The following is a 16,332-nucleotide window of genomic DNA, read 5'->3' as shown; positions in this document are numbered from 1 at the left end:
ATACACGATGAAAAATAGCATGAACTGCCGCGTTGAACCGCTTTCCCCTTTTGGTGCGCTGCTGACGCCTGTGGAAACGGGGCAGAGCATCGCCACATTGCCGATCGACACACTGCGTGCGCTCGCCCGAGAACATCATCTTCTGGTACTACGTGGGTTTTCTTCCGGGTTTTCCGATCCTGAAATACTGACGGAATATGCTGGTCACTGGGGGGAAATCATGATGTGGCCTTTCGGAGCCGTGCTGGATGTGAAGGAGCATGCGGATACCCAGGATCACATCTTTGATAACAGCTATGTACCATTGCACTGGGATGGCATGTACAAGCCGACCATACCCGAGTTTCAACTGTTCCACTGCGTTTCTGCGCCAGGACAGGATCAAGGTGGACGCACCACCTTTGTTGATACCACGCGTTTGTTGACAGAGACTGACGCCCAGTTGGTTGATGAATGGCGTATTGTTTCAATTACTTACCGGATTAAAGCCGTTGTGCATTACGGTGGTGAAGTGACGTCTCCTCTGGTTATTCCTCATCCCAACGGGACAGGGGAAATTATTCGTTATAACGAACCACCGACTGAAGGGGAGCGTTTCCTTAACCAACATGCGCTGGAATACCATAATGTTGCGTCGGAAGCACAAAGCGAATTTAGCCAGACGTTGCGGCGACATTTGTACGATCCCCGTTATTACTACGCACATAAATGGTTGCAGGGCGATGTTGTCATAGCCGACAACTTCTCTCTACTACACGGTCGCGAAGCCTTTACGGCTCAGTCTGCGCGCCACCTGCAACGTGTGCACATTCAGGGAACCCCGGTTTGTGTGAATACCTGCATTGATAACGCGGCATAGGGAAGTCATCATGGCACATATTCTTATGGCGGCGATGGCAACACCGGGACACGTTTATCCTTTACTGACCATCGCGCGCTATTTGGTTGAACAAGGGAACGATGTGACGCTGTTTAGCGGCGCATTATTCCGCGATCGCGCGGAGGCGGCTGGCGTCGGGTTCATTCCTTTTAGCGATAACATTGATTTCGACTACCGACACCTTGAACAGCATTTCCCTCAACGTGCCATGTTGCCGCCGGGTAACGCACAGATGGCTTTGGCTTTGAAGGATTTCTTTGCGGCACCGATTCCACTGCTGGATCGCCAACTGTGCGACGCGTTGGCGAAGACTCATGCCGATTTGCTCATCGTTGAAAATTGTTTTTATGGTGTCTTGCCTTTGCTGTTTTCCGGGCAACGACCGCCCATCATCCTAATAGGCGTTACGCCGCTGTCCTATTCGACACGAGATTCGGTTTTCTATGGGCCTCGCATTCCTCCTAAATTGCTGCCGCCCAACCTAAGCCATGAACAACTGGTCGATGAAGAAACACGGGGATTGATGAGCGAGGTGCAGCACGCATTTAATCATGCGATGGTGCAGTCGGGAGGAAAGCCGCTTGAACAGCCTTTTATGGATGCGCTGATTGGGAATTGCGATCGTTTCTTGCAGCTATCCACTACAGAGCTTGAGTATCAGCGTGACGATTTACCACCAAGCGTGCGATTTATTGGGCCATTATCTCGCCAGATTGCAGCAGAACGTGTCCCGCAATGGTGGGCTCCGGACGATAGGCGGCCGCTTATTATCGTTTCACAGGGAACGCTGGCGAATGTCGATCTCCAGCAGTTGATTGGGCCAACGCTGCGCGCATTAGCTGACTTACCCGTCAGAGTATTGGCGACGACCGGAGGACGTGCGGTTGAGTCGCTGCAAGCCTCCTTGTCTGAAAATATCAGAGTAGTGAGTTTCCTCGCTTATGACGATTGGCTTCCTAGGGCGTCGATATTTATCACCAATGGCGGATACGGTTCGATTAATGCTGCACTGAAAGAAGGTGTTCCCTTAATTGTGGCGGGGGTAGGGGAAGATAAACAGGAAAGCGCTGCGCGCGTGGTATTTGCCAAATGCGGGATTAACCTGCAAACCAGTACGCCGAGTGAGCAGCAGATCAAGCAGTCTGTTATTGAGATATTGGAAGATCCCGGCTATTTACAGCGTGCAAGATGGATTAAGGCCGATTATGCAAGCCATGATGCGCTTGCTTTGATTCATGCCGAAGTGAATGCACTATGTTCTCCACAGGAGGAGGAGATAACACCAGACAGGGATTCACCGTTTCTCCATGCGTAGTGTTTATCCATGCGTAGTTATGTCGCTGTTATGGGGTGAAACTGCGCCCCATAACGCTATTCGAATACTATTAACCCTACAGCGCTTTATCGGTCAACAACGCAACCTTGCTGGCGTTTGATACTCGCTCAAGATACGCCTGGACGTGAGGGCCAAATTGCACACCTTTCACGATCGTGAGCGACAGTAAAATCGGGAACAGAATAAAATCGGTGGTGGAAATGGCGCTGACGTTTGCCAGACGCGGTTCCAGTGTTTCGAGTTTTTGTTCCACTTCCGCCATCAGTTCTGGCGTTTTCGCGAGCAGCGCATCCAGGTCACCGAAGGCTTTTTCTTCGCGCAAGGTGTAGGCATGACGCGCCTCTGGCGTGGAAAGCTCTTTGAAATCGGCTTTCGTGAAGCGGGGAACGGCAAGGTTAAACACCGCGCTGGAAACGGATTTACACCAGGCTTCAATCTCCGCATCAACCGGTTTGTCGGCGATTAACGGCGCTTGTTTGCTGTCGACATAGTGGACGATATCCATGCTTTCCGGCATGAAGCTGCCATTTTCTTTTTGCAGGATAGGCACCACTTTACGGCCCACCATACGCGTCGGCGTGTCGACGTCACCTTCCATAATGACGGATTGCTCAACAGGCAGATTCTTCAGACCAAAAATCATTCTGGCTCTGACACAGAATGGGCAGTGTTCGTAAATGAAAAGTTTCATGCATCGCCTCGTAATATTTTGAAAAAGGTGGCAAAAGTTTGCCAGCCCTGTCATGACAAGTCATTCCATCAGAGTAATACCTGATGTGGTTGGCGGTAAAGCGAATGTGCTTCACCGCAGTAGAGGATGGGGAAAGGAAGAGCGTGTGTGAATCCATCTTACCCTCGCCGGATTGTTGTATGATGCAGGGAAACTCCTTTTGCGGAAGAGAAGCTATGGATCGCCTTAGCGCGCTGGAAACTTTTATCTGCGTTTTTGAAACGGGGTCGTTTTCCGCTGCGTCCCGCAGGCTCGGTATCGGCCAGCCTGCGGTTTCCAAAGCGATCATGCAGCTTGAAAATCAACTGGCAACGCCGTTGTTGCTTCGCTCTACCCGAGGGTTGACGCCGACAGAAGCGGGACAGCATTTTTATGAGCGAATTGCCCCTGCGTTAAAGATGCTGGGTGAGGCTCAAGAGCAGGTAGTGAGCGGGAGCGCGGCACTGTCCGGGCGGCTGCGCATCTGCGCGCCAGTAACCTTTGCCAGGCTGCACATCATGCCTCGGCTCCATGAGTTCATGGCAGAACATCCTCAGCTAAATGTCGATGTCATTTTGGACGATCGTCCCATCGATCTGATTGCTGAAGGGATTGATGTGGCATTGCGTTTGGGGGAGATGAAGGATTCCAGCCTGATTGCCCAGCGGCTGGCATCGTGTTCCATGCGACTGCTGGCGACTCCCGACTATTTTGCGCGTCATAGCGTGCCTGCCTCCCCTGATGCACTGGCTGCGCACTCTGCCGTCATCTATTTACAGGGTGAGAGAACCGATCGCTGGGTTTTCTCTCAAGAGGGAACACAGACCACCGTATTCCCTAATGGGCGCATCCGTGTCTCTGCGGCGGAAGGCGTGCGTGCGGCCGTGCTGTCCGGCGCAGGGCTGGCCGTGGCATCTGAATGGATGTTTGCGCCAGAGCTGGAAAGTGGGCAGGTCGTCACCGTGCTGGATTCATGGTCGCTAGGAAAGATGGATCTCTGGGCTGTCTACCCCGGAGGCCGTATGACATCCGCTCGCGCCAGAATTTTTACCGGTTTCGTTCAGCGTCTTTTCTCCTAATCCATTCCTGATTGGAATAGCTGATATCCATTTTACCTCTCTACTGGGAATGAACTCGGCGCCTTATGCTGTGTTCATCACTTGCCGACTTCCGGCGGGAAACACACAGACAGGTATGATGATGAGTACATTATCCAGCGCAGCCGAGGTTAGAACGCAGCAGGTTCCCGGCAAATTACTGATTTTCTCGATGGCCGCAGCCAGCGGTATTTCTGTTGCCAATATCTATTACAACCAACCGATGCTGGGCGTGATGAGTGAAAGTTTTACGTCGAGCGGCGCAGTCTCGCTGATCCCAACCGTAACGCAGTTGGGTTACGCTTTGGGGCTGTTACTGCTGGTTCCTCTCGGTGATAAATTCGATCGCCGTCGGTTGATTGTGTGGCAATTTTTGATGCTGGCGTTGGCTTCGGCAGCCTTATCGACATCGGCTGTTGCTTTGCTCAGTGCTTCGTTGCTCATCGGTTTTGGGGCGACTGCCGCACAGCAGATCGTTCCGGCTGCAGCGGCGCTTGCCAATGCGAAACAGCGCGGCGCCATTGTCGGGACGGTAATGAGCGGGTTGCTAAGCGGGATTCTGCTTAGCCGTACGATTGCGGGTCTTGTGGCGGAAAGCGCCGGCTGGCGTGCGATGTTCTGGCTGAGCGTCCCGCTGGCGTTGGCGGGCGCGTGGGCAATGGGAAGAATGTTACCGGCTTCACCATCGAATCAAACCGTTCGTTACCGTGAACTGATGCATTCATTGGTGACGCTGTGGCGCGGTGAACGCGCATTACGCAAAGCCACGCTGATTCAGGCGCTGCTGTTTGCATCGTTCAGCGCGTTCTGGAGCGTGCTTGCGCTGTATCTGGAAAGCGGACGTTTTCAAATGGGCGCCGCTGCTGCGGGGTTGTTCGGCGTGATTGGTGTGGCAGGGATCTTTGCCGCTCCGCTGGCGGGAGGCATCGCCGACAGAACCGGTAGTCGCCCGGTTGTGATTGCCGGCGCGCTGCTGACGCTGCTCTCATGGGGAATATTCATCGGCTTCGATTCCGTTATTGGCCTGATTATTGGTGTTATCCTGCTCGATCTTGGCGTGCAAAGCGCCTTAGTGGCCAACCAACATGTGATTTATGGGCTTGGTGAAGCGGCGAGAGGCCGAATCAATACCCTATTCATGGGGGGGATGTTTTTAGGCGGAGCAGGAGGCTCCTCGGTTGCGATGGTCGCCTGGCATCAGGGGGGATGGCTGATGGTCGGAGGGCTTGCCAGCGCGCTGGCAATCATGGCATTGCTGGCTGCACTGATGAAAACGAAAAAAGCGTGATAGTGGCCGGGAAACTAGCTGAAATAGCCAGACAGGATGACAGGGAAACATCGTCAATGTTGTTTTACAACCGGTAGATTAACCTTACCTGCTGATGACAATACTATACATTTGGCTTGCTATAGTCCTTCTATCCCTTGTCAGTACCTCACATCCCTGTGAGTTGTTGTGTTAGTTAACCATCCCTGTCATTAGAATGACCTTACCCGCCTTGTGCGGGTTTTTTTTGCCTGTTTTCCCGCTCATGAGACGCGTGATGAGCATAACTATTTTGTGTCGTTGTGGATTGCACTCTCAGGCACGATTTTGGTGACGACCCGGTTTCTGCCTTCATGTTTGGCCTGATAGAGGGCGTCGTCCGCGATTTTCAACACGCTGTCTATCTGTTCCGTTCCCGGAATAAAGCAGGTGACGCCTAATGAAATCGTGATGTTTTCAGGAATCGGCAGCGGCATTTTTTCCACTTTTCTACGCAGCCGCTCTGCAATATCAACAGCTTGCCTCATGTCTGTATCAGGCAGGAGTGCGAGGAATTCCTCTCCGCCAGTACGGCAAATCAGATCGGAGTCACGTGAACCCTGTTTTATGCTTTTAGCCAGCAGCCTAATGACATCGTCGCCGATATTGTGCCCGTAGGTATCATTCACGCGTTTGAAATGGTCGATATCGATCACGATGGCGGCAACCTGATGGCTCTTTGACAGAATGAGCTCAATGTTTTCATAGACACCACGGCGATTGAGTAACCCGGTGAGCGGATCGGTGTGGGCCTGCAAGCTCAGTTTGCCGATCCGTTTGTGCAACAAAACCGTACCGAAAAGAATGACGCGTTTTAGCTGCTCAACTTCAAAGTACCAGGAGGGGACTTTCTTTATTTTCTCAATCACGTCGGGCTCCTCCATTTTACTGGCAGAAACAGCCAGCAGGCGTAGAGGGTTAGCTATGGAGAAGGCGAACAAGGTGAGCGCGATAAGTATTAATACCATCACTGGCGCACCTTCATATAAGACGGAACGCATGACGCCGTTAAGTGAATCAATAACATTTTGGGAAGGATGCAAGGTAACGATAATCCAGCCAGATGACTTGACCGTATCAAAACCTGCCAGCGATGGGGTACCTAGCATATCGGGTATCGCGAGGGTTCCACTTTTTTTGTTCTGAAATGCGGCTTTGATTTTCTCATCTCTGATGGATTTGCCGACCCATTGTTTATCCTGATGGTAGAGAACAATCCCACTTTTATCGATCACGTAAACGCTGGAGTAATCGTTATAAAAATGGGTATTCATGAATTCGTTCAAGACGCTTTTGCTTTTTAAATAAATGGTTCCGCCGATGTAACCGAGATAATTTCCCTGTTTGTCTTTGATGGGGGAGGATACCAGTACGATCAGATTTCCCGTAACCGATATATAAGGCTGGCTGATTAACGGCTTCCGCTCCGTGAGTGCTTGCTTACTGGCCGCTGAGGTGAGTGTGTTTCCTTTCAGATTCAGCGATGTTGGATAAACCGTGCGTATGTGATTTTGCGTATCTGCCACGAACACGGAATTAAAACTTTCGCTCATGCGGTATGTCTGCTCGCTTTTCTCCTGCAATGCTTTATCGTCATCAAAGCTTTCTGCCATCAATATTGAGCTGTAGGCCAGCTCTTGTTGTGCGGAGGATAAAAAACTTTCCGTGGTAGCGGCGAGTTTGGAAGAGTAATTAAGGTTTGAACTCAGTATCTGATCGGTAATGAGCTTTTTTTGTACTTTATAAACAGCAACATAGGCATTAGTCAGCGTAATGAGCATGCTGATAATGGCGAGGGATAAAATGAGCGAACGTAAATTGACCGGGAGCCGTTTTCTTATTTTCATGGTGGCCGCACCTATTTTCCGCTAGGTAAGCAAAATCACGTTTTCTTTTTGTTATGTCACCATCAATGGCAAACTGGCGGGGCATCGCTTGCGGCCAATGAATAAACCCGCCATTCAAAGTTATAGACGCTAATTAGGCTATCTGGCAACGTATTGATATCTCTCCATCATCTTCGACTTAATGGAGAGAATGCACGATTTCCAGCGTGCCATTAATGATGAATTGCACCCCCATGCAAACCAGCAGAAATCCCATCAGACGTGAAATGGCTTCAATGCCGCTTTGACCGATCAAACGCATAATCAGACCAGAGCTTTTCAGGCTGAGCCAGACGATCAGGCTGATCAACATAAAAGTCAGTACGGGGGCAACGGTAATCACCCATGGCGTAATATCGACGCCGCTCTTGATTTGTGAGGCAGAACTAATGATGAGGGCAATGGTTCCAGGCCCCGCGGTGCTGGGCATCGCCAGCGGAACGAAAGCGATATTGACCTCATTGGCAGAGAAACTGTCGTTGATTTCTTCTTTTTTGCTTTTGACTTCAGGCGCATGTTCTGGTTTTTGCTGAGGGAAAAGCATGCGAAAACCGATAAATACCACGATGAGCCCGCCAGCGATGCGCAAGCCGGGAATGGAAATTCCGAAGGTATTCATCACGACCTGACCTGCGTAGTACGCGACGGTCATAATGATGAAGACATAGAGCGAAGCCTGAAAGATCTGACGATTTCGCTCCCCCTGGCTCATGTTGCCGGACATTGCCAGAAATACGGCTACCGTTGTCAGTGGATTCGCAAGTGGCAGGATTAACACCAGACCAAGACCAATGGTTTGAATCAATTCCAGCATTCTACGTTCCTCTTTTTGGGCGCTGTCTTCAGTTCAGGAAAAGGGTCGATGATGACCTGCTGCTGGAGGGCTGGTGTGGCTTAGACCAGCTCATCCTCCGCTAATTTTTTGAAACGATAGAGCGTTTTCGTCAGCATATCGCGAGAAAACATATCAAACATTTGGCCGATCTTCTTCCCAATCAAGCCTCCCGGTGGATTGTAGCGAATTGTCAGCGTCACGGCTGTACCTGCTTCCGATGCGGCAGGTTGAAAAGAGAGCCTGCCTTCATTGGGAACCCGTGCCCCTTCCAGCGAACGCCAGTGGATGTACTCCCCAAGCTTCTCATCAATAATACGAGCCTGCCATTCAATGAGCGCGCCAATCGGCGTGTTAATCCGCCAGTTGGAGTCGGTATAGTTCAGTATCTCAATACTGGCGAAATGCCCCATCAGGATCGGCAACGTTTCCGGTTTACGCCAAAGATCAAACAAACGTTCTGCCGGACGATTGATAGTAATGCTGCTGCTGATTTCATTGGCATAACTGCCGTTTTTCGCTGTGGTTCTTCTTAAGAAAGAGGGAAACACCCGTCATCCTCCCTAATGGATTATTACCCCTTTATGGGCATGTGCAGGCCATTCTGAACGATCTCGACCAACGAAGCAAAGCGGAGACGGTGGCGATAGTGTTGGCGCAGGCTATCACAGCAATCGTCAGAATTTTTATGCGCCTAATGTTGCGTTAATGTTCGTTCGGTACTGTAAGAGTCAGACAGAAGCCGAATGAAGTGCCGCAAAACACCAGGGTTTTTATATAACGATAATAGCAGTACCCCGCCCACTATTCTTAGAGCCTATCCCAATAGGAATTGTTAAAATATCAGTAACTGAGAATTTTTGGTGGTGCCTCTAATTAGTTGAATTGATATATAATGACCGCTTTGAGGTTTGCTCATGGCCAGCGTTAATGTTCATTGTCCTCGCTGTCAGTCTGTTCAGGTTTACCGTCATGGACAGAACCCTAAAGGTCGTGACCGGTTTCGCTGTCGTGACTGTCACCGCGTGTTTCTGCTCACCTATACTTATGAAGCGCGTAAGCCCGGTGTCAAACAACAAATTACCGAAATGGCATTCAACGGCGCCGGCGTTCGTGATACAGCCAGAACACTGAAAATCGGTATTAACACCGTCATTCGCACGTTAAAAAACTCGCGCCGAAGCGAATAACTTCCTCTCCGGTCGCTCATGCCGATGTAGCACTTATCTGTGAGCTTGATGAGCAATGGAGCTTTGTCGGCAATAAAGCCCGGCAGCATTGGCTCTGGTATGCATACAACACCAAAACAGGTGGCGTTCTGGCTTACACGTTTGGACCGCGCACGGATAACACCTGCCGTGAACTTCTGGCTCTGCTGACGCCGTTTAACATCGGTATGATAACCAGCGATGACTGGGGCAGTTATGCCAGAGAACTCCCGAAAGATAAGCATCTGACAGGAAAAATCTTCACTCAGCGTATTGAGCGTAACAACCTGACACTGAGGACACGTATTAAATAACTTCGCACATTGATGCTTCACTTCTCATCGTGCGAGGCCAGTGCTGACGGGATGCCGTCTTCAGCGAGTGTAGCGCTATTATGCAAAGCTATTTAAACGTCTGGCCCGTAAAACAATCTGCTTCTCGCGTTCGATAGAATTGCATGAAAAAGTCATCGGGGCATTCATTGAAAAACACATGTTCTACTAATTGGACGCATTACCAATTTAATTAAGTCTTTGGCAAGAAATATTGATGCTCGGTGGCGTGATGATGACTATAGTTGTTACACTTTCACCGATATCGCTAAATCAGAGTTAGATAAGGTTGATTTAACCTCTCTCTTTTCTTTTACTGGGCTAATCGATGTTTTGGACAATAGTGAAATGTCTAAAATCCAAATAGTCTCTGAATTCTCTGAGTTACACCTGAAACTTTTCGACAATTCTCGTTTTTACATTGAGGTACTTAATTGGTGGGATAATGATACCTCAATTCATGATCATGGATTTTCTGGGGTTCTGCTCCAGCTTGAAGGAAGTTCTTTGAATGCGATATATTCATTTGATGAAACCGACGAAGTTAGCCACAATCTTAGTTTAGGTGACATCAAACTCACTGAGGCCTATATCAGTAAAAAAGGAGACTGTCGGGTCATCCCCTATGGCAGAAAGGAAAAACATGCTGTTCTTCACTTAGAAAAACCGACAGTCAGCTTGATAGTAAGGACTCATCCAGTCATGTAATTGTCTCCGCAGCTTAACTATTTTCCTCCTGGGCTGAGAGTTAATCACTCTGCGACTGATATTATGTTTAATAAGAAAATAAAATATTTTAGACTTTTAAATATGATCGATTCTGTCCAGTGTAGAAAGCAAATGTTGCATGAATTAAATGACTTCGCCTAATACCGCTCCACTTTAGCCAGACCATGCTGATTGCCGGGGAACGGTGAAGCGGCATTCATAAATAATTTTACCTGTTCCAGTAACTGCCACATATACCGGCACTGATGGTTACGCGTTATCGTTTCGTGTAACGACAACCACAGCAACTCGATTGGATTTAGCCACGGCGAATACGTGGGCAGGAACAACAACCGGAACTTCGTATTTTTTCCCAGCCACTTTTTCACCTTGTGGCTTTTATGAATGATGTAATTATCAACGACCAGCGTAATGGTTTTCGCTCGCCGATATGTCCGCCGTAATGTCTCTAACAGCTTGATAAATAAATCAGAACACTTTTTACTGCCGCCAACGTAATGGACTCGTCCCGTATCCGAATGCAGTGCCCCTGCCAGATAATACTTTTGGTTCTGTCCCGGCGTAGTAATACGTTTCTGTTGCCCTTTGAGCATCCAGTCTGCACCGATTTTCGGGTTCAGGTCGATATCCACTTCATCCTGATAAAATACCGGATGGTTCGTCTGCTTCTGGGAGACGGCCTGTTCGATGGCGAGTCGCTTTTCCTCATAATGCGGGTCTTTGATTTTCAGTGTTGGCGCGGCTCTGCGCCAGACAATACCCGCTCGTCTCAGATAGCGATGTAACGTGGAAGGATGAAGCGTCACGTTAAAAAGCTGGTTAATGATAAGTGCCAACAACTCGGTACTCCAGCGGGAGCGCAGCCAGCCAAAATCCTGAGGAGAGCGTTTAATAAGAAGCGGTAGCATATGCAGGATATCAGCGACTGGCCAGCGCGGTGCTCGTCCGGCTTTGAGGCTCTTTAGACCTTCAACACCATGTAAAGTAAACCAATTTATCCATCTTCCAACCGATGAGCGGGCCGCACAAAGCAGTCTGGCAACGTCGGTGACAGTCATTCCCCGATGCAGCATCAGTATGGCGATGAGTCGTCTGGAGTAATTTTTATCATGTGTCTGTTGGGCTTCTTTACGCATTAGTCGTCGTTCTTCATCAGGGATTGCTGCTATGATCGGCATCGCTCAGTCCGGTTGGTGATTTGTTTTGATTTGGCGATTGATCAGATCGCATAACTCGGACTGAGTTCCCTTCAAGTGATCTACTATTTGGCAAAGTTATTTAAAACAGCTTTCATTAACTGAACAGTTTTGGTTCATTCTAAAATTGTCAAAGATGATTTATCATTCGGAAAGTATAGAGTTACTCAATGAATACGTTAACTTGGCAACTACGGAAGATGAAAAGAAACGAAAAGTAAAAGTAGTCTCCGCAGTAACATTGCGTAAAACGTCTCAATTTTTTATTGATGAAATAAAACCTCTATTTGATAACAATGAGCAACGACTTATATTGTCCTGCCTTGCTGCTTCTTACAATCAAGAGGATAGAGTTAAAATGTTTCATCAATTGGGTGTTGAAAAATCAGAAGACGTAATTTATAGTATAATAGATAATTTGCCATCGCATCTAAAACCCCGTATGTTACATGCGCTGAAGCTAACAGGGATGATTATTAAAAAATATGAATAACGTTTTTTTTAATAAATTTTTTATAATAAGTGTTGGGCTTGTTTGCCTTCAACAAATACTTGTTGGATTGTCGACGTATTTTATTGGGCAAGCTGGAGGAAGTATTGGTTTAAGCCCCTTAGGGGCCATTTTTTATACTGCTTTGTTCTTCTTTTCTATTTTTATTGCTTATATTTTGGGTTCTCTATCTTTATTTTATCGTGTTAAATTATCGAATTCATTATGGCAGAGTTATTATCTATCAACTTTAGAGGTTATTTCTCTTAATCATTCTGTTTCTACAGATGAAAATAAAAGAATGACACAACTTTGGTTCAGTGGTGAAGCGCTCAGTACTTTTGATGAAGTCGGCTTTGAGTTTGTTGAGATCCTCGCCATATATTTTAACGTCATTTTCACTACTGTTGCGCTATTTATCGTTTTGGGCATAGACTTGGCTGGAGTGATTGTATTCTGCATGCTATTTTCAGTCATACTCTTGTTTCTGGCGAAAGGAAAGATCGACGGGCTGGCTGGAAACATGCAAAATGATAAAATCACGACATTGCATTTTGTGAGTAAGATATGGGATAGCATGTTCTATGGTGATCGAGAACGTCTGGTTTCAGCACAGGCGTTAGCCCGAGATAAGGCATCTATTTATTTCAAACGGAAAGAATCGTACAAATTACTGGAGCAAATAATCTCCTGTACACCTATTCTTATTTCTATTCCATTACTGGTAGGATTTTCATATTATCAGGTTTCTGCTAATGAGGTCGCTATCGGTGCGTTGGTTGCTGTATTGCCAAGAAGTTTACAGTTGTTCCAGAACATTCATGCTGCAAGTATGAGCACAAGCCAGATTTTATTGTTGATGCGAAAAATTACAAAGTTATATTCCTTTTCTACAACACTCAAAGGTTATGATTATCTTGATAATATTGATCCTGCAAAATTGTCAATTACCGAACTTTATAATGGCAACGAGATAAACGTACAGGATATCTTAGGTGGCAGTTTCATTGATCGTAATCCTAATGGAAGGGTATTGATCATGGGGACAAATGGCGCAGGTAAATCATCGCTCATAAAATATTTGAAGAGCAAATATTCCGATGCGCTATTTTTTGGGCCTGGCATTGATATAGACGAGGACACAATACCTGGCTCCACAGGACAAAAACAATTGCATCAACTTGAATCATTATCAGGGGTACGGAATCGTATTATCCTTTTAGATGAGTGGGATGCAAATCTAGATGTTGTCAACACAAGCGAAATTGATGAACGAATTAATACCTTGTCACAAAGTAACTTAATCATCGAAATACGCCATAAGATACAGTAAATAAAATAAATGTACCCTCATCATTTTGGAGTGGTAAAGATTTTATCAGAAATGACTTTGTTCAAGCATATATCAGCGACGAAAATACATTCCACTAATACAGATGATATGTGCTTGAACGTTGATATTTCTGTAATCTGACTAGGCAGTGTCCCTTAATTGCATAACTTCTTGTAAAAGAGTCGGATGCAGCCCAGTTTCACCATCGACAGATAATTTCTCGCCGTTTTGTCGTAGCGTGTGGCGATACGCCGGTACTCTTTTAACCGACCAAAACATCTCTCCACTACGTTGCGGCGGCGGTAAACGTCTCTGGCGAACCGTGAGCGTCCGTCAGAAGCCATTTTTTCATTAGATTTTCGGGGGATAACTACTTTTATCCCTTTTCGTTTCAGTTCGTTACGAAGCGCATGCCCTGAATAAGCTTTGTCAGCCAAAACCGCATAACCACGGCGCTTCATGCTGCCGTTCTGACGCTGAACACCAATACCATCCAGCAGGCGTAATGCGAACTGGCTCTCGTGAGCCTGTCCGGGACTCAGCACAATGTTTAGCGGGAGACCGCCTGCATCTGTCGCCAGATGGATTTTGGTGGCAAAACCACCGCGAGAGCGACCCAGCCCATTATCTCCGGTGATATCGGGATGTTTTTTTGAGCACCGGCAGCACATTTCAGCGCACGGATATTACTGCCATCCAGCGCAGTAGCAGACCAATCAACAAGGCCATGTGCATCAAGCAATGAAAGTAACCTGTTGAAAATAATGTTAATGACACCAGATTTAGACCACCGATTAAAGCGATTATAAACCGTTTTCCAGGAGCCATATCGCTCAGGTAAATCGCGCCATGGCGCACCAGAACACAACACCCAGAACATACCGTTGATGACTTTACGATGCTCAGCCCATGGGCGTCCGGCTCGTGGGGATGTAGGTTCAGCAGGCAGTAGGGGCTGGATGATGCTCCATGCTTCATCGGGAAGATCGTATCGGGCCATATCTCAAAGTGTTGTGGAAATAAGTGGTTACTATAACTCAGATGATTAAGGGACACAGCCTAGTATTATTTTTATCTATATGCTTTGTACCTGACTGTCCACTCGTACCCTACTGACTACAGAGTAAAGTCGCGTTATTTTCTTCCTGATTACCGGCGGCGTTTTATTCGCTTTCCCTCGTTTTTCATCTTCTTTGCTATGCGCTTCGCATCCCGCGCAGCGAGGCGTCTTTTTCAGGGAAAAGTGTTACCCTGACCCAACAATCCTTGATTAAGATGAGGCGGTAATGACGGAAGCTGACATTCTGCGGTTAAGTGTTTTGGTCGGTGAAAAACTGAAGGCGCGTGGTGCTACGCTGACGTGCGCGGAATCCTGCACTGGGGGCTGGCTGGCTAAGTCTATTACTGATGTCGCAGGCAGTTCCGGCTGGTTTGACTATGGATTTGTGACATACAGCAATCTGGCCAAGCAGCGTCTGGTGAATGTGGGCGCGGAGACATTGGAACGGCACGGTGCGGTGAGTGAAGCCGTCGTCAATGAGATGGCGGCAGGGGCGTTGCAGGCTGCCGATGCAGATTTTGCCATCTCGGTAAGCGGCGTCGCCGGGCCTGACGGCGGGACCGAAGAGAAGCCTGTCGGTACGGTATGGTTTGGCTTTACAGACAAACGCGGCGAAGCATTTGCGCGGACAATGCGGTTTAGCGGAGATCGAAACGCGGTTCGTTTGCAATCGGTTCATTTTGCGCTGCAAACGCTGCTTGACGCGTTTCTGAAAAAATAACCTTGATGCTGTATGCGCATACAGTATAATGTCAGTAATTATTCGGCAATTCATGATTAAGCAGCCGCGTAGAGACAGCAGCTTTACGCCGCATGACAGGAGCAGAAATGGCTATTGATGAGAACAAACAAAAGGCACTTGCGGCAGCACTGGGCCAAATCGAAAAGCAATTTGGTAAAGGTTCTATCATGCGGTTGGGCGAGGATCGCTCAATGGATGTTGAAACTATTTCTACAGGCTCCTTGTCCCTTGATATTGCTTTGGGTGCCGGTGGTTTGCCGATGGGCCGTATCGTTGAGATTTATGGCCCGGAATCTTCCGGTAAAACAACGCTAACTTTACAGGTTATTGCTGCCGCTCAGCGTGAAGGTAAAACGTGTGCATTCATCGATGCTGAACATGCGTTGGATCCGATTTATGCGAAAAAGCTTGGCGTAGATATCGATAATCTGCTGTGTTCTCAGCCGGATACTGGCGAACAAGCTCTGGAAATCTGTGATGCGCTAACGCGCTCTGGTGCTGTTGACGTTATCATCGTCGACTCTGTTGCGGCTCTGACGCCGAAAGCAGAAATTGAAGGTGAAATCGGCGACTCCCACATGGGCCTGGCTGCTCGTATGATGAGTCAGGCGATGCGTAAACTGGCGGGTAACCTGAAACAAGCCAATACGCTGCTGATCTTCATCAACCAGATCCGTATGAAAATCGGTGTGATGTTCGGTAACCCTGAAACGACAACTGGTGGTAACGCTCTGAAGTTTTATGCTTCCGTTCGTCTGGATATTCGCCGTACTGGTGCTATCAAGGAAGGCGAAGAAGTCGTCGGCAGCGAAACTCGCGTTAAAGTCGTGAAGAATAAAGTTGCGGCACCGTTCAAACAGGCTGAATTCCAGATTCTGTACGGCGAAGGTATCAACATCCACGGCGAGCTGGTCGATCTGGGTGTGAAACACAAGCTGATCGAAAAAGCAGGTGCCTGGTATAGCTATAACGGCGACAAAATTGGTCAGGGTAAAGCGAATGCCTGTAATTTCCTGAAAGAGAACCCAGCGGTTGCTGCGGAACTGGATAAGAAATTGCGTGAAATGCTGCTGCATAAAGGCAATGAGCTAACGCCTGCCACAGCTGGTAACAGCCATGACGAAGATGCATTCGCCGATGAAGGCAACGAAGAGTTTTAATGGTGGCTGGATTCCCTGCGACAAAGCACATCAGCG

At 48.0% G+C, this 16,332-nt stretch carries 18 protein-coding genes; 12 read left to right on the top strand and 6 right to left on the bottom strand.

Translation table 11 applies throughout. From position 1 onward, the window contains the following. The first annotated feature begins 7 nt into the window (after positions 1 to 7). Together NAL19_RS16395 and NAL19_RS16390 are read left to right on the top strand one after the other, a co-directional pair. Complete coding sequence (locus NAL19_RS16395) at positions 8 to 859, top strand: TauD/TfdA dioxygenase family protein (RefSeq protein WP_263057898.1); 852 nt, start codon at positions 8 to 10, stop codon at positions 857 to 859. A gap of 10 nt (positions 860 to 869) precedes the next feature. Continuing rightward, positions 870 to 2,195, top strand: a complete 1,326-nt coding sequence (locus NAL19_RS16390; protein ID WP_263057897.1) for a glycosyltransferase — start codon at positions 870 to 872, stop codon at positions 2,193 to 2,195. Between the two features lie 76 nt (positions 2,196 to 2,271). On the opposite strand, the gene grxB is transcribed toward NAL19_RS16390, so the two are convergent. Further along, complete coding sequence (gene grxB, locus NAL19_RS16385) at positions 2,272 to 2,907, bottom strand: glutaredoxin 2 (protein WP_263057896.1); 636 nt, start codon at positions 2,905 to 2,907, stop codon at positions 2,272 to 2,274. Positions 2,908 to 3,122: 215 nt separating this feature from the next. Between grxB and NAL19_RS16380 the strand changes: the two genes are divergently transcribed. Next, entirely contained in the window at positions 3,123 to 4,004 is an 882-nt protein-coding gene (locus NAL19_RS16380; RefSeq protein WP_263057895.1) for a LysR family transcriptional regulator, read from the top strand. 115 nt (positions 4,005 to 4,119) lie between these two features. Further along, positions 4,120 to 5,310 carry an MFS transporter gene (locus tag NAL19_RS16375; RefSeq protein ID WP_263057894.1) on the top strand — a complete coding sequence of 397 codons (1,191 nt, stop codon included), beginning with the start codon at positions 4,120 to 4,122 and terminating at the stop codon, positions 5,308 to 5,310. Positions 5,311 to 5,576: 266 nt separating this feature from the next. On the opposite strand, the gene NAL19_RS16370 is transcribed toward NAL19_RS16375, so the two are convergent. The 3 genes from NAL19_RS16370 to NAL19_RS16360 form a co-directional block, all read right to left on the bottom strand. Beyond that, on the bottom strand, positions 5,577 to 7,175 hold the full coding sequence (locus NAL19_RS16370; RefSeq protein WP_263057893.1) for a sensor domain-containing diguanylate cyclase: 1,599 nt from the start codon (positions 7,173 to 7,175) through the stop codon (positions 5,577 to 5,579). Positions 7,176 to 7,353: 178 nt separating this feature from the next. Next, positions 7,354 to 8,028, bottom strand: a complete 675-nt coding sequence (locus tag NAL19_RS16365; protein WP_263057892.1) for a MarC family NAAT transporter — start codon at positions 8,026 to 8,028, stop codon at positions 7,354 to 7,356. Positions 8,029 to 8,108: 80 nt separating this feature from the next. Further along, complete coding sequence (locus tag NAL19_RS16360; protein ID WP_263057891.1) at positions 8,109 to 8,597, bottom strand: SRPBCC family protein; 489 nt, start codon at positions 8,595 to 8,597, stop codon at positions 8,109 to 8,111. Between the two features lie 366 nt (positions 8,598 to 8,963). On the opposite strand from NAL19_RS16360, the gene NAL19_RS21865 reads away from it, so the two are divergent. The 4 genes from NAL19_RS21865 to NAL19_RS16350 all read left to right on the top strand — a co-directional run bounded on the left by NAL19_RS21865 (position 8,964) and on the right by NAL19_RS16350 (position 10,294). Further along, on the top strand, positions 8,964 to 9,236 hold the full coding sequence (locus NAL19_RS21865) for an IS1-like element transposase (RefSeq protein WP_411561404.1): 273 nt from the start codon (positions 8,964 to 8,966) through the stop codon (positions 9,234 to 9,236). Next, a complete protein-coding gene (locus NAL19_RS21860; protein WP_411561441.1) occupies positions 9,233 to 9,568 on the top strand; it encodes an IS1 family transposase in 336 nt (111 codons plus the stop codon). Before NAL19_RS21865 ends, NAL19_RS21860 begins: the two co-directional genes overlap by 4 nt. A 139-nt stretch (positions 9,569 to 9,707) precedes the next feature. After that, positions 9,708 to 9,758 (top strand): hypothetical protein, encoded by a 51-nt coding sequence (locus NAL19_RS21855; protein WP_077789228.1) that lies wholly within the window; start codon positions 9,708 to 9,710, stop codon positions 9,756 to 9,758. 29 nt (positions 9,759 to 9,787) lie between these two features. Next, complete coding sequence (locus NAL19_RS16350; protein ID WP_263057890.1) at positions 9,788 to 10,294, top strand: hypothetical protein; 507 nt, start codon at positions 9,788 to 9,790, stop codon at positions 10,292 to 10,294. Between the two features lie 158 nt (positions 10,295 to 10,452). On the opposite strand, the gene NAL19_RS16345 is transcribed toward NAL19_RS16350, so the two are convergent. Then, positions 10,453 to 11,493: an IS630 family transposase gene (locus tag NAL19_RS16345; protein WP_263057345.1), complete on the bottom strand. Its 1,041-nt coding sequence runs from the start codon at positions 11,491 to 11,493 to the stop codon at positions 10,453 to 10,455. Between the two features lie 202 nt (positions 11,494 to 11,695). Between NAL19_RS16345 and NAL19_RS16340 the strand changes: the two genes are divergently transcribed. Together NAL19_RS16340 and NAL19_RS16335 are read left to right on the top strand one after the other, a co-directional pair. Continuing rightward, complete coding sequence (locus tag NAL19_RS16340; protein ID WP_263057889.1) at positions 11,696 to 12,004, top strand: hypothetical protein; 309 nt, start codon at positions 11,696 to 11,698, stop codon at positions 12,002 to 12,004. Then, positions 11,997 to 13,334 (top strand): ABC transporter ATP-binding protein, encoded by a 1,338-nt coding sequence (locus NAL19_RS16335; RefSeq protein ID WP_263057888.1) that lies wholly within the window; start codon positions 11,997 to 11,999, stop codon positions 13,332 to 13,334. Before NAL19_RS16340 ends, NAL19_RS16335 begins: the two co-directional genes overlap by 8 nt. Before the next feature lie 155 nt (positions 13,335 to 13,489). On the opposite strand, the gene NAL19_RS16330 is transcribed toward NAL19_RS16335, so the two are convergent. Next, positions 13,490 to 14,334, bottom strand: a protein-coding gene (locus NAL19_RS16330; protein ID WP_263057887.1) for an IS5 family transposase whose coding sequence is annotated in 2 segments (ribosomal slippage) — positions 13,490 to 13,989 and positions 13,989 to 14,334 — 846 coding nt in all. Because the reading frame shifts where the segments join, the coding sequence is not laid out codon by codon here. Between the two features lie 286 nt (positions 14,335 to 14,620). On the opposite strand from NAL19_RS16330, the gene pncC reads away from it, so the two are divergent. Both pncC and recA read left to right on the top strand, forming a co-directional pair. After that, entirely contained in the window at positions 14,621 to 15,115 is a 495-nt protein-coding gene (gene pncC / locus NAL19_RS16325; protein ID WP_263057886.1) for a nicotinamide-nucleotide amidase, read from the top strand. 107 nt (positions 15,116 to 15,222) lie between these two features. Next, entirely contained in the window at positions 15,223 to 16,296 is a 1,074-nt protein-coding gene (gene recA / locus NAL19_RS16320; protein ID WP_015841372.1) for a recombinase RecA, read from the top strand. Positions 16,297 to 16,332 lie beyond the last annotated feature (36 nt).

This window comes from Pectobacterium sp. F1-1, from assembly GCF_025643735.1.
Lineage (GTDB): Bacteria > Pseudomonadota > Gammaproteobacteria > Enterobacterales > Enterobacteriaceae > Pectobacterium > Pectobacterium colocasium.
Note: the sequence above shows the minus strand (reverse complement) of the source record. Positions and strands in the feature narration are given on the sequence as shown.

Bases quoted from the DNA above. Each gene is read 5' to 3' on its own strand.
- NAL19_RS16395 (WP_263057898.1), top strand. From the start codon at position 8: ATGAAAAATAGCATGAACTGCCGCGTTGAACCGCTTTCCCCTTTTGGT.
- NAL19_RS16390 (WP_263057897.1), top strand. From the start codon at position 870: ATGGCACATATTCTTATGGCGGCGATGGCAACACCGGGACACGTTTAT.
- grxB (WP_263057896.1), bottom strand. From the start codon at position 2,907: ATGAAACTTTTCATTTACGAACACTGCCCATTCTGTGTCAGAGCCAGA.
- NAL19_RS16380 (WP_263057895.1), top strand. From the start codon at position 3,123: ATGGATCGCCTTAGCGCGCTGGAAACTTTTATCTGCGTTTTTGAAACG.
- NAL19_RS16375 (WP_263057894.1), top strand. From the start codon at position 4,120: ATGATGATGAGTACATTATCCAGCGCAGCCGAGGTTAGAACGCAGCAG.
- NAL19_RS16370 (WP_263057893.1), bottom strand. From the start codon at position 7,175: ATGAAAATAAGAAAACGGCTCCCGGTCAATTTACGTTCGCTCATTTTA.
- NAL19_RS16365 (WP_263057892.1), bottom strand. From the start codon at position 8,028: ATGCTGGAATTGATTCAAACCATTGGTCTTGGTCTGGTGTTAATCCTG.
- NAL19_RS21865 (WP_411561404.1), top strand. From the start codon at position 8,964: ATGGCCAGCGTTAATGTTCATTGTCCTCGCTGTCAGTCTGTTCAGGTT.
- NAL19_RS16345 (WP_263057345.1), bottom strand. From the start codon at position 11,493: ATGCCGATCATAGCAGCAATCCCTGATGAAGAACGACGACTAATGCGT.
- NAL19_RS16335 (WP_263057888.1), top strand. From the start codon at position 11,997: ATGAATAACGTTTTTTTTAATAAATTTTTTATAATAAGTGTTGGGCTT.
- pncC (WP_263057886.1), top strand. From the start codon at position 14,621: ATGACGGAAGCTGACATTCTGCGGTTAAGTGTTTTGGTCGGTGAAAAA.
- recA (WP_015841372.1), top strand. From the start codon at position 15,223: ATGGCTATTGATGAGAACAAACAAAAGGCACTTGCGGCAGCACTGGGC.